This window comes from Pseudochelatococcus lubricantis, assembly GCF_011762225.1.
GTDB classification, from domain to species: domain Bacteria; phylum Pseudomonadota; class Alphaproteobacteria; order Rhizobiales; family Beijerinckiaceae; genus Pseudochelatococcus; species Pseudochelatococcus lubricantis.
This window is the reverse complement of record NZ_JAASQI010000007.1, coordinates 281,876-293,382: the sequence shown is the minus strand read 5'-3', so window position 1 is coordinate 293,382 and position 11,507 is coordinate 281,876. Positions and strand designations below refer to the sequence as shown.

Below are 11,507 nucleotides of genomic sequence, written 5' to 3'. Positions count from 1 at the left end.
CAGTTCACAAACATGGAACAACATCTATGCGCGCAAACCATTGTTCGGACTCACGTCCGCTCTCTCGCCGATTCACGAAACCTGGAAAAACGACACGTGGTGCCGGTTCTGCCCGAAGGGGCGAGCCATGACGGCCGCCGCGCACGAAACGCCGCGCCCGCGCAGCCCCCAGCACATCCCCGGAGACGAATAATGACCCGTCGCGCTCACCGCAGCGCGCACGGCCGTCCGCTGCCGGACGGGCCTGCGCCCTTCACCACCTTGGTCGATCTGACCTTCGAGAAACGCAAGGTCGAGCACTGGATACGCTTCGGCCGCAAGAGCTACGAGCAGATCATCGACCGTCGCCGCAGCATCGTCGGCTTCGCGCCGAACAGCATCTTTGCCTTCGTGCGATGGGCGAGCGGCGACCATGGCACGGTCGTTTCCCGCATCGACATTGTGCGGGCCATCGGCAGGGGCGAGCCGTTCCAGACATTGCCCTTCGTCCGCCCCGGCGGCGAAATCCTGTTGCGCCTCGATAGCTGGTCGAAAGTGCAGCGCGCGCTTGCCGCCATCGACGCCGTGGAGTCGCTCGGCCTCGATCCGACCGATGCCTCGCCGGACCACTGGCGGCACGTCCACAACCGTCTGAGCGCCAATCTGGAGCCGCACGCCTACACGCCCGAGCGACACGCCGCTTGGCTTCATCGCCGAAGGATCGAGCCATGACGCGCCGCCGCACCCTCACGGTGACGGCGCTCGCCGTCATCGGCATCGCCGCCGCAAGCGTGGTCGAGACGTCGACGAAACTCATCTGGAACGCCACCGCAAGCGCGCCGGTCGGGTTCTACACCGTCGAGCCGGCCGACCGGATGGACGTGCCCGAGCTGGTCGCCATCATGCCGCCCGAACCGCTCGCCGCCTTCATGGTCGAGCGCGGCTATATCGCGCGAGGCGTCCCGCTCTTGAAGCGTGTCTTGGGCCTGCCCGGACAGCGGGTTTGTCGCGCCGGCCGCACGATCACGGTGAACGGGATCGAGATGGGCGAGGCGCTGGAGCGCGATAGCCTCGGCCGCGATCTGCCCATCTGGCAGGGCTGCCGTGTCATCGGCGACGACCACCTTTTCCTCATGAATTGGGAAGTCCGCGACAGCCTCGACGGCCGGTATTTCGGACCCATCCCCGCAGCTTCCGTCATCGGCCGAGCGGTCCCGCTCTGGACCGATGAGGAAGGCGTCGGCCGCTACGAGTGGCGCGCGCCGACGCACTGAAACCAACCCCCGAAAACCAACCGCAGGAGATTTCCATGGCAGAGATAGGCACCTTCACCCGCACCGAAACCGGCTATGCCGGGAAGCTACATTCGTTCGGCCTCCGCGATGAGCTGTTCATCGTTCCGGCCAAGCCGAGCGACGTGAAGAACGCGCCCGACTATCGCGTGCGCCTCGATAGCGAGGACGGCCCGGACGCCGGCCCCGCATGGAAAGACTCCAGCGAAAACGCTGGCGAGTTCGTGTCGATGCGATTGGAGGGGCCAATTTTCCCGTTCCCGATCCGCGCCAAACTGTTCCAGTCCAACGACGATCCTTCGGTCTGGACCCTGCGTTGGAAGCACGCCCGGAAGATCGAGGATGAGGAATGAAGGCCGCGCGCGTTCGGCCCGCCATCCGGTCAAGGATCGGCATCCCTTTGTTCGCAGAAAAGCCGTCTCATCCCTTCGTCCCGCTCGGCGAGCAGACGGCCGGCGCGCGCAGCGAAGGTCAGGGGCGGCCATCGGCCGGCGCTTGCGCCTTGCCCTTGACCGCAGCGAGCACGCTGGCAGGCTGGCGGCGAAGCGGAGACAGGCCGGCATGGCATTGTGCCGTCCTGCTGCTGGCGGGGGCGCTTTCCGTCTGCATCGGATCGGGCGTCGCTGTCGCGCAATCCGTGTCGGTCGAGCGCCCGGCCGCAACCCATCCTTATGCGGCTCACATCGCGGAGGCGTCGCAGCGGTTCGGCATCCCCGAGCACTGGATACGCGCCGTGCTGCGCGCCGAGAGCGCGGGCGACGTGCGCGCGATTTCGTCGGCCGGGGCGATGGGATTGATGCAGGTGATGCCCGATACATGGGCGGGCCTGCGTGTGAGCCATGGCCTCGGCCGCGATCCCTACGACCCGCGCGATAACATCCTCGCCGGCACCGCCTATCTGCGCGAGATGTTCGACAGTTACGGCAATGTCGGCGCGATGCTGGCGGCCTACAATGCCGGTCCCGGCCGCTATGACGAATACGTTGCGACCGGCCGCACGCTGCCGGCCGAAACGCGGGCCTATGTCGCCGCGCTCGCGCCGATCCTCGGCGGCGCGACTGCAACCGAAGCGCCGTCATCGGTACCGCCACCGCAGCCAGATTGGCGCGAGGCACCGCTGTTCGTCATGCGTCCGGGCGACGCGCGGGCTGCCGCCGCGCCGCCGTCCGAGGTGCAAACGGGCGACGGCCGCGCTGCTGTTCCGGCGCGCGACCCCGCCCGTGCGGAGCCGCAGGACGGCAGCATTTTCGTGGCGAGCGCCAGCGATGGGAGAACGCCATGAGGGCGGCGTTCCCGCGCTCGGCGGCGCTGGTTTCGGCATCCGGTCGGGCAGGTTTGCGCCCGGCAGGAGGGGCAGAAAAGACAGAAAGGGCGGAGGGCAAGATTAAAGAAGACGGCACCATATCGGGCCGCTTCTGGAAATTATTGTTGTCTGCACACTGGTTAGGTAGCCGGTTCCGGCACCATGGTTTTGAGGGGCCGCGTGCCGCGATTTCGCGCAAAGCCTTGGCTTTGCTGGGTTTCGAGCGGCACCATATGCCCATATCGGCCGTTTTCAGGCGGTTTGGGCTGGAGTCGCGCCCTTGAGCGCCGACGACGAAAACCGCTTCCGACCGAAGCCCGGCCGCATCCGATCCGACACGCCGAAGGCCGGTAAGACCAAGAGCTTTTTCACGCAGGTCAAGAAGATCACCCGCCAGCATCAGGCGGCAGCCTCCCGCAACCCTTCCATGCCGTCATCCGCCCGCCCGTCATCGACGGGCCGATCCCGCACCGTCGCCGCCAGCGGCAAGGGCGTGAAGCGCGGTCGGGGCGCGAGCTTCGTGCGCGCCCGCAATATCTCCGGCCATTGGCATCATCGCCAGCCGGGCAGCCGCCGCGTGATCGTCAAGCAGCGCAGCGTCAGGGCCGCATGGAAGGGCGGCCGTGCCCGCGCGCATCTGCGCTATGTCCAGCGTGACGGAACATCGCGCGATGGCGAGCGGGGCCGGCTTTATTCGGCGACCGAGGACCGTGCCGATGGCGACGCCTTCCTTGATCGCGGCAAGGACGACCGCCACCAATTCAGATTCATCGTCTCGCCCGAGGACGGCGCGGAGCTGTCGGACCTCACGGCCTACACCCGCGATTTCATGAAACAGGTGGAAGCCGACCTCGGCACGAAACTCGATTGGGTTGCCGTCAATCACTACAACACCGGCCATCCCCATGTGCATATCATCGTCAACGGCCGCGACGATACGGGCGGGGATCTGGTCATCAACGGCGACTATCTCTCTGCTGGCCTGCGCGAGCGCGCCAGCGAGCTTGCCAGTCTGGAGCTTGGCCCCGTGACCGAGATCGAGCAGACCCGCAAACTGTCGGCCGAAATCGACCAAGATCGTTTCACCCGGATCGACCGCGCCATGACCGAGGAAGCCGATGCCCGTTTCCTCGACCTTCGCCACGAGCCGGCAGCGCCAAGACGGCAGTTCGAGCGGACACTACGCCTGCGCCGCCTCGCCAAGCTGGAGAAGATGGGGCTGGCGACCGAGCACGCGCCCGGCGTTTGGGAATTGAACAAGGACATGGAGCCGGCCCTGCGCGAGCTTGGCGATCGTGGCGACATTATCCGCACCATGCAAAAGGCGCTCGGCCCGCAGGCCGGCGAGCGCGATCCGATGAGCTTCCAAATCCATGACGGAGCGCCCGAGACGCCCATCGTCGGCCGCGTTGTGGACAAGCACCTGTCCGACGAGTTGGGCGAGAACCTGACAATCGTGGTGGACGGGATCGACGGCAGGACGCACCACGTCGCCGGCATCGCGCCCGAGCGGCTGGAGGACGCCCGTATCGGCGGCGTTGTCCAGATCGGCCCCGACGAGGCGACGGCCCGGCCGTCCGACCGCACCATCACGGCCATCGCCGAGGATGGTATCTATCGGCCGAGCCGCCATCTGGAGCGGGCGAAATTCGAGGGCCGCGTTCCGGGCGGCGACTATGAGGGCTATGTCGATGCTCATGTCCGCAGGCTGGAGGCGTTGCGCCGGGCCGGGATCGTCGAGAGGATTGACGCCGACCAATGGCGTATCCCCGATGATCTGGTCAGCCGCGCCGCCGACTACGATGCCGGCCGCGACAGGCAGGCCAGTGTTCGCGTCCTGTCCCCGGTCGAGCTAGGCAAGCAGATCGGATCGGACGGCGCGACCTGGCTGGACCGGCGATTGATCCATAGCGAAACCACCGACCTTGCCCCGACCGGCTTCGGCCAGCAGGTGCGCGAGGCGATGGACCAGCGCCGCGAGCATCACATCGAACAGGGCGATGCCAGCCGAGCGCGGGACGGCCGCGTGTTCTACCGACGCAGCCTTCTCGCCACGCTGCGCGAGCGGGAGGTTGCCCGTGTCGGGGCAGAGATGGCGGAAAGCAAGGTGCTGCCGTTCCGGGCAGCGACGGACGGCGAGAGCGTCAGCGGCAAGTTCACCGGGACCGTGCAGCTATCGAGCGGCAAGTTCGCCGTGGTGGAGAAATCCCATGAGTTCACGCTTGTCCCGTGGCGGCCAGTCATCGACAGCCAGCTCGGCCGCGAGGTTGTGGGCGTCGTGCAGGGCGGATCGGTGTCGTGGCAGTTGGGGCGGCAGAGAGGGTTGGGGCTTTAGTTGGCATCGCGGCCGGGGCGCTATCAAACGCCAGTTCGATCGCGAAGTCATCGGGGGGTCACGATGCTCGCCGCCTATTTTCGCGATCCAGGACGCAGGGTTTGCTCGCTTCCGGCGCAATTCTGTTGTGCGGTGGATTTTCGCGCAGCCACCGCGTTGTCGAAGTCTTCCGCCAAGTCCTCAACGGTAATTGTTGCAAAACGCTGCATGAGCAGCGCTTCCGCCTCGCCCAATGTTTTCTCCATGCGCGCATCCACAGCTTGTTCGACGCCGCATTCCGCATGCTCTGCATTCGGCCCAATGTTGAACAACGGTGGTTTGCCGATCGCCGAATAAACATCGAGCAACGTGATTGCGTCCAAACCGGAACTTAGTTGCCAGCCTCCACCGTGTCCTGCCTCAGACTTGACAAAGCCCTTTGCGCGCAACCCTGCCATCATTCTTCGCACGACGGCGGGGTTTGTGCTGAGCATCTTCGCAATGTCTTCTGACGTCGCCCGTTCAACATGCCGATCCATATGGATCAACACATGAAGCATGCGGGACATGCGGGTATCACGGGGCATCAATGTTCCTTTCGATCTACGCCGATCCTAGCAGCCTTCGCTTACCGTAACAATGCGAGTCACGGGAGTTGACGGCCACTGCTCTATTCCGTAACTTATAGAGATACGAGAAGGGGACTTGCTCATGGACTTCGAGATCATCATCGTCGGTGGAAGCTTTGCCGGGCAAGCCGCTGCGCTGCAATTAGGTAGAGCACGCAAGCGCGTGCTACTGGTCGATGCGGGCGAGCCCCGCAATCGCTTTGCCAGGTCCTCGCACGGCTTTCTCGGACAGGACGGGCAGTCGCCAGCCGGGATCATCGCGACGGCCAGGACGCAGCTCGCCAAATACACCACGGTCAAACTGCATAAGGGATATGCGGGGAAGGCCAGCGCGAGCGGCGCGGGATTCCAGGTGTCGCTTTGGGACAGCGGCGACGTGTCGGCCAAGCGACTCATCCTTGCGACCGGGGTTCGCGACAAGCTGCCGCCACTTCCGGGGGTGGAAGAACGCTGGGGCGTGAGCGTCCTACATTGCCCCTACTGCCACGGGTTCGAGTTGGGCCAGCAACCCATAGGCGTTCTCGCCAGCAGTGAGTTGGTTATGCACCAAGCCATGCTGGTGCCTGACTGGGGACCGACGACCCTGTTCACGCAGGACGTTTTCGTGCCCAACCCGGAGCAGTCCGTCGCACTCGCCGCGCGAGGCGTGACGATCGAGACGACGCCGATCGCGGAACTTCTCGGCCCAAGCCCGGCCCTGGAGGCGGTTCGCCTCACCGATGGCAGAACGGTGCCACTGTTCGGTCTGTTCATAGCTCCGCAGACGGAGCCGGACATCGACCTGGCCGGGCCGCTGGGCTGCACGTTCAAGGACGGACCGACAGGACGGTTCATCGCGGTGAACGAACGGCAGGAAACGTCGGTGCCCGGCGTCTTCGCGGCAGGGGATGCGGCAAGCCCGATGGCGAACGCGACCTTTGCCGCTGCCGCTGGCGCGATGGCGGCCGGCGCTGCCCATCACTCTCTGATCTACGGCCTTGGAGGGGATGCGCAATGAGCCGGGATTTCGAGGCCATGCAAGCCGATGCCGCGCGATATTGGGAGGAACGCTATCGTGCCGCTTCGCCCCGCACCAGCGGGAAGCCCGGCAAGGCGCTGCAACGCTTTGCAGGTTCTTTGCCGACAGGAAGTGCCTTGGAGCTCGGCTGCGGCAAGGGAGACGACGCGGTATGGCTGGCCGGACGAGGATGGTCCGTCGTGGCCGTGGAGATTTCGCGAACGGCACTCGACTATGCTGCGGCGAATGCCGAGCGGGCCGGCGTATCGGATCGAATTGCCTTCGAGCAACATGATTTGTCTCGCACCTTTCCCGACGGCACGTTCGATCTTGTAGCAGTGAGCTTCCTTGCCGCTTTCCCGCGCGACGGGGTTTTCAGACGCGCAGCGCAGGCCGTCGCGACGGGTGGTCATCTTCTCATCATCGACCATGGTTCCCGATCGCCTTGGTCGTCCGCGCCGGCCGACTGGCGATTTCTGACCGCCGCCGAAACGCTGGAAACGCTTGATCTGGACGAGCGGAATTGGGCTCCCGTCCACGTCGACGCACTCGATCGAGAGGCTACCGGGCCAGATGGCGAAATCGCCACCGTCCGCGACAGCGTCATTTTTCTCAAACGTCTCTGACGCCGGATTAAAAAATGGAACAAGATTTTCTTCAAGAAGCGCCCGACCCAAAACGTTGGTCCGCGCTGACCTTTATCGCGATTGCGACAGCGATGATGGTGCTGGACGGGTCCATCATCAACATCGCTCTGCCGCAGGCCCAGGCCGATCTTGGCATTAGCGACGTGCATCGTCCCTGGGTAGTGACGGCATATGCTCTGACCTTCGGAGGATTGCTGCTCCTTGGTGGGCGGATTTCCGACTTCTTCGGCCGTCGCCGGGTCTTCATTATAGGAATGTGTGGGTTTCTGGCGGCTTCCGCATTCGGCGGCTTTGCGGTTGACGGCGTAAGTCTGATCGCGGCGCGTGCGCTGCAAGGCGGTTTTGCTGCATTGCTCGCACCTGCCGCGCTCTCCCTGCTGACCACTACCTTTACGGAGCCGGGCGAACGCGCAAAGGCATTCTCCGTCTATGGTGCTGTCCAGGGATTCGGGGCTGCTGTCGGGATGCTGCTCGGAGGCATCCTGACCGAATACTTGGGTTGGCGCTGGTGCCTGTTCATCAACGTGCCAATCGCTCTCGTCGTTATCTTGGGGGCGCTCGGCTCAATCCGTGAAAGCCGCGCCGAGGCGGCCGGCCCCTTCGATATACCGGGCGCGCTGCTGTCCATGCTTGGACTGGCTTCCCTGGTCTATGGCTTCACGCTGGCCGGTGAAGCCGGAGGATGGTTTGCGCCGATCACTTCAACTTCGGTGCTGGCAGGGGTGATCCTTTTGATCGCTTTCGCGCTCCGATCAGCCAAGGCTTCCTTCCCTCTCTTGCCGCCGCGAATCTTCATGAACCGAAATCGAGGGGCAGCATTCCTGTCTTTCCTCCTTGTGGGTGCAGGGATTTTGGGAGTGTCGCTGTTCCTGACGTTCTACCTTCAAGTGACGCTAGGCTTCACGCCCTTCCAGGCCGGAATAGCCTTTCTGCCGTTCACGATCGGCATCGTTGCGGGCGCGATGATCGCGTCGGGTCTGACTCCGCGCTTCGGCGAGGTCAAAGTTATGATCCTTGGTTTAGGTATCGCGTTGCTGAACATGATCTGGCTTGCACAGGTCAGCGAAACCTCCGGGTTTTTGAGTCTGGTGCTACCGGCTCTCACGCTGATGAGCTTGGGGCTTGGGCTCTACTTCGCTCCTGCATCGAGTCTGGCGCTGCTCGAAGTCGATGAGACGGATTCCGGTGTTGCGAGCGCGCTCGTCAACGCCACTCAACAGGTCGGCGGAGCCCTCGGTTCGGCCATGCTCAACACCATCTTTCTATCAGCCGTTGCGGGCGGAAAGCTGGCGGGAACAGCTTCGGACATCGGTGCCTACCGCATCACGTTCGCCAGCACAGCCGGACTCTTTGCCCTTGCGCTTGTGGTTGTGCTCCTGCTCGCCAAACAAAAACGGAGTCGGTCGTGATCGAAGGCCGCCGTCGATGGAGTCGGATTTGACGATGTAAGCGGTTGGCAATGACGCTTGCCTGACCTATTCTCTCAAGGAATGGATCGGATGGCAGCCTTACAATTTTTCGTCCGCGTTGTGGAGAGTGGGAGCTTCTCCCAAGCTGCGCGCGAGCTTGGTGTCGGGCAACCGGCCGTCAGCAAACAGATCGCAGCACTGGAGCAGCGACTAAAAGCGCAACTACTAAACCGAACCTCGCGCAGGCTTCGTCTCACGCCAGCGGGCGTCGATTTTTATGAGGCAGCCATTCGAATACTGGGCGAGCTAGATGACGCCGAGAGTCGGGCTGCCAACGCTCACGAGCAACCAAACGGGACCGTTCGAGTGGCAACCCCGCCGCTCCTGACAGGCATGATGATCGTGCCTACACTCCCGGAATTCTTTCTCCGCTTTCCCAGCGTTACGGTTGAATTTGTCGTCTCCGAACGATACGCCGATCTGGTGCAAGAGGGGCTCGATCTAGCTATCCGCATCGGCAAGCTTGATAGCTCCGGGCTTTTGGCGCGCAGGGTCGGAAGCATGCAGGTTGCGACTATCGCAAGTCCTAAGTATCTAGCGCGCCACGGCGTGCCGTTAAAGCCGTCCGATCTAGATGCGCACCACCTCTTGGCAAATCGATATCTCGGCGCGATCAGCAACTGGCATTTTAAGAACAGCGAGCGGGAGATCGTGACCCCAGCCTCTGGAAGGTTTAGCTGCAATAATCCAGCGGATACGCATGCTGCCGTCCTTGCGGGCCTTGGAATCGTGCAAAGCGCGCGCGCCTTGTTCGAAGCGGAACTTCGATCTGGGGATGTGGTCGAACTGCTGGGGGATTTTACTCCAGAGCCTATCCCCATTCATGCGATCTACGGCAGCGCTCGGGTTCCACAACGGGTCCGGGTAGTGAGCGATTTCATCACGCAATGTCTGGATAGGCACGCCAGCCTCCGGCTTCAGTAATCCATTCCATGAAGGAATGAAAGCTAGTCCTGTCTGCTGCCTACTGCGTGGCCTTGGCGCGTCATAGATATGTGGCGAACCGCTCTTGCGATCTACGAGAGCGAACAGTGCAAAGGAGCCAAGATCAATGCAGGAGAAGATGGTCGCCCTAGTCACCGGGGCCAATAAAGGGCTTGGAAAGCAGGTCGCCAAGGAACTGGTCGGTCACGGCTACGTCGTCCTTGTGGGATCACGGGATTCTTCGAATGGGCAGGCGGCGGCCGAGGAGATCGGGGAAGGCGCTGTTGCCATCCAGCTCGATGTTACAGATGCGGCGAGCATAGCGAGCGCGGCGGAACGTGTTACTGCTGAATTCGGCCGCCTCGACCTTTTGGTCAACAACGCTGCAATCGTTCAATCGGGGCGCTATGCGACCGGGGAAGAAGTCATCGCCGCGAGCGCGGCGAGTGTCGCGTCATTGGACGAAATTCGGTCGGTCTTCGAGACAAATGCTTTAGGCGCTCTCGCCGTGACGCAAGCGCTGCTGCCGTTGATCCGCTCGTCCTCGGCAGGACGCATTGTGAACGTCTCTAGCGGGGTGGGTTCGTTGACGCTCAATTCCGACCCAAACTTTCCGTTCCGCCCCTATTTCGGTGCGACCTACACAGCCTCCAAGACGCTGCTCAACGCCTTTACCTTGGCGCTCGCCATCGAACTCGAAGGCACCGGCATCAAGGTTCGTGTGGCGGGGCCCAGCTACACGGCAACCGCCATCAACGATTTCCAAGGAACGGACACCGTTGAGGTCGGGGCACGGCCACTTGTTCTTGCGGCGCTAGACACGGAAAGCCCGACCGGAAGCTTCACTGGGCCTGACGGGGCATATCCTTGGTGAGCGCCCGCTTTGGCGATGCGCCGTCGTTCAACTCCGATTGTTGATCGTCAACAGGTGATGCCGACCAGGCTGGGGTCGCGCATCCCGCTTGTCTCGCTGATCCAGACGCTCGCCGTTGCCGAGTATCTGAACTTCCGCCACGCGGCGAACGCGCTAGGAGTGGCGCAATCCAGCGTTAGCGCGCGCGTGAAGGCTCTGGAGGAAGACCTTGGCATCCTTCTGTTCGAGCGCCACGCACGCGGAGTCAGGTTGACCGAGGCCGGACGCCTTTTCGTTGAGCGCGTCGCTGCTGGCGTCGATCAGCTCGACCATGCGGTGAAGACCGCAGGCATGGCAGCGGCGGGGGAATGTGGCCGTCTGCGCATCGGCATCCATGCCCTGATCCCGCGCAGCTTCCCCGCCGATCTGATCGCACAATATCGAGAAGACCATCCCGGCATCGAGGTAGAAATCACCGAAGGCACAGCGCGCGATGCGGTGATGCAGCTTCGCGCCGACCGGCTGGACGTGGTCTTCGTTGCCGGCACGCCCGAACTGCCCGACTGCCACACCCGGCCGATCTGGACCGAACCGCTAGTGGCGGTGCTGCCAGTTGAACATCGCCTCACCAGACAATCGGAAATTACTTGGACCGATCTGGTCGGCGAAACCTTTCTTGTCCGCCATGGCGGCACCGGCCCGCAGGTTCATGACCATATTGCGCTGCGCCTCGCCGGGCGCTGGCCCGCGCCGTCTATCCTGCGTTTCGACGTGGGGCGGGGCACGCTGCTATCCATGGTCGGACAGGGCTTCGGCATCACCATTGTCGGGGCCGCCACGGCGCTGCTGCCGCCGACAGGCATCGTCTTTCTGCCCTTCGCCGATGAGCCAGAGCCGGTTGTCTTTACCGCCGTCTGGTCGCCGTTCAATCGCAGCGCCGCCCTGAAGAATCTGCTCGACCTCGCAAACAGTATGAGCCGTCGCAGCGATTCGCCCGGCCAGTTGCGCAGCGGCGACCACCAGGCCGGATAGCGGCTCAGGGTAATCCGTCCTATTTGCCGCCGATAGTATCCGGCAGCCCTCCGGCATCCTGTTTCCCG

At 63.4% G+C, this 11,507-nt stretch carries 14 protein-coding genes and 1 pseudogene; 14 read left to right on the top strand and 1 reads right to left on the bottom strand.

The window, feature by feature from the left end; translation table 11 throughout:
- The 8 genes and pseudogenes from FHS82_RS20930 to FHS82_RS21495 all read left to right on the top strand — a co-directional run.
- Window positions 1-193, top strand: a 193-nt coding sequence (locus FHS82_RS20930; RefSeq protein WP_208394272.1) for a hypothetical protein, incomplete at its 5' end; no start/stop codon positions are given.
- Complete coding sequence (locus FHS82_RS15585; RefSeq protein ID WP_166954458.1) at window positions 193-711, top strand: DUF2840 domain-containing protein; 519 nt, start codon at window positions 193-195, stop codon at window positions 709-711. The genes FHS82_RS20930 and FHS82_RS15585, both read left to right, overlap by 1 nt.
- Window positions 708-1,253 (top strand): S26 family signal peptidase, encoded by a 546-nt coding sequence (locus FHS82_RS15580; protein ID WP_166954456.1) that lies wholly within the window; start codon window positions 708-710, stop codon window positions 1,251-1,253. Before FHS82_RS15585 ends, FHS82_RS15580 begins: the two co-directional genes overlap by 4 nt.
- Window positions 1,232-1,624 carry a DUF736 domain-containing protein gene (locus FHS82_RS15575; protein WP_377699988.1) on the top strand — a complete coding sequence of 131 codons (393 nt, stop codon included), beginning with the start codon at window positions 1,232-1,234 and terminating at the stop codon, window positions 1,622-1,624. Before FHS82_RS15580 ends, FHS82_RS15575 begins: the two co-directional genes overlap by 22 nt.
- Window positions 1,621-2,553, top strand: coding sequence for a lytic transglycosylase domain-containing protein (locus FHS82_RS15570; protein WP_166954454.1), 933 nt, complete (start codon window positions 1,621-1,623; stop codon window positions 2,551-2,553). The genes FHS82_RS15575 and FHS82_RS15570 overlap by 4 nt, the downstream gene beginning before the upstream one ends.
- The gene (locus FHS82_RS15565; protein ID WP_166954452.1) at window positions 2,550-2,858 is read left to right on the top strand and encodes a hypothetical protein; all 309 of its coding nucleotides are present in this window, start codon (window positions 2,550-2,552) and stop codon (window positions 2,856-2,858) included. Before FHS82_RS15570 ends, FHS82_RS15565 begins: the two co-directional genes overlap by 4 nt.
- Window positions 2,859-3,001: 143 nt before the next feature.
- Window positions 3,002-3,508: pseudogene (locus tag FHS82_RS21500) on the top strand (relaxase/mobilization nuclease domain-containing protein); the annotation flags it as partial.
- 168 nt (window positions 3,509-3,676) lie between these two features.
- Entirely contained in the window at window positions 3,677-4,909 is a 1,233-nt protein-coding gene (locus FHS82_RS21495) for a DUF3363 domain-containing protein (RefSeq protein ID WP_377699994.1), read from the top strand.
- 74 nt (window positions 4,910-4,983) lie between these two features.
- Here the strand turns inward: FHS82_RS21495 and FHS82_RS15555 are convergent, their stop codons facing one another.
- Entirely contained in the window at window positions 4,984-5,475 is a 492-nt protein-coding gene (locus FHS82_RS15555; RefSeq protein ID WP_166954448.1) for an Rrf2 family transcriptional regulator, read from the bottom strand.
- 124 nt (window positions 5,476-5,599) lie between these two features.
- Between FHS82_RS15555 and FHS82_RS15550 the strand changes: the two genes are divergently transcribed.
- The 6 genes from FHS82_RS15550 to FHS82_RS15525 all read left to right on the top strand — a co-directional run bounded on the left by FHS82_RS15550 (window position 5,600) and on the right by FHS82_RS15525 (window position 11,439).
- On the top strand, window positions 5,600-6,514 hold the full coding sequence (locus FHS82_RS15550; RefSeq protein WP_166954446.1) for an NAD(P)/FAD-dependent oxidoreductase: 915 nt from the start codon (window positions 5,600-5,602) through the stop codon (window positions 6,512-6,514).
- Window positions 6,511-7,140, top strand: coding sequence for an SAM-dependent methyltransferase (locus FHS82_RS15545; RefSeq protein WP_246225365.1), 630 nt, complete (start codon window positions 6,511-6,513; stop codon window positions 7,138-7,140). Before FHS82_RS15550 ends, FHS82_RS15545 begins: the two co-directional genes overlap by 4 nt.
- 14 nt (window positions 7,141-7,154) lie before the next feature.
- Window positions 7,155-8,570 (top strand): MFS transporter, encoded by a 1,416-nt coding sequence (locus tag FHS82_RS15540; RefSeq protein ID WP_166954444.1) that lies wholly within the window; start codon window positions 7,155-7,157, stop codon window positions 8,568-8,570.
- Between the two features lie 90 nt (window positions 8,571-8,660).
- Window positions 8,661-9,554 carry a LysR family transcriptional regulator gene (locus tag FHS82_RS15535; RefSeq protein WP_208394271.1) on the top strand — a complete coding sequence of 298 codons (894 nt, stop codon included), beginning with the start codon at window positions 8,661-8,663 and terminating at the stop codon, window positions 9,552-9,554.
- A 127-nt stretch (window positions 9,555-9,681) separates the two neighbouring features.
- Entirely contained in the window at window positions 9,682-10,428 is a 747-nt protein-coding gene (locus tag FHS82_RS15530) for an SDR family NAD(P)-dependent oxidoreductase (RefSeq protein WP_166954442.1), read from the top strand.
- A 57-nt stretch (window positions 10,429-10,485) separates the two neighbouring features.
- Window positions 10,486-11,439, top strand: a complete 954-nt coding sequence (locus FHS82_RS15525; RefSeq protein WP_166954507.1) for a LysR family transcriptional regulator — start codon at window positions 10,486-10,488, stop codon at window positions 11,437-11,439.
- Window positions 11,440-11,507 lie beyond the last annotated feature (68 nt).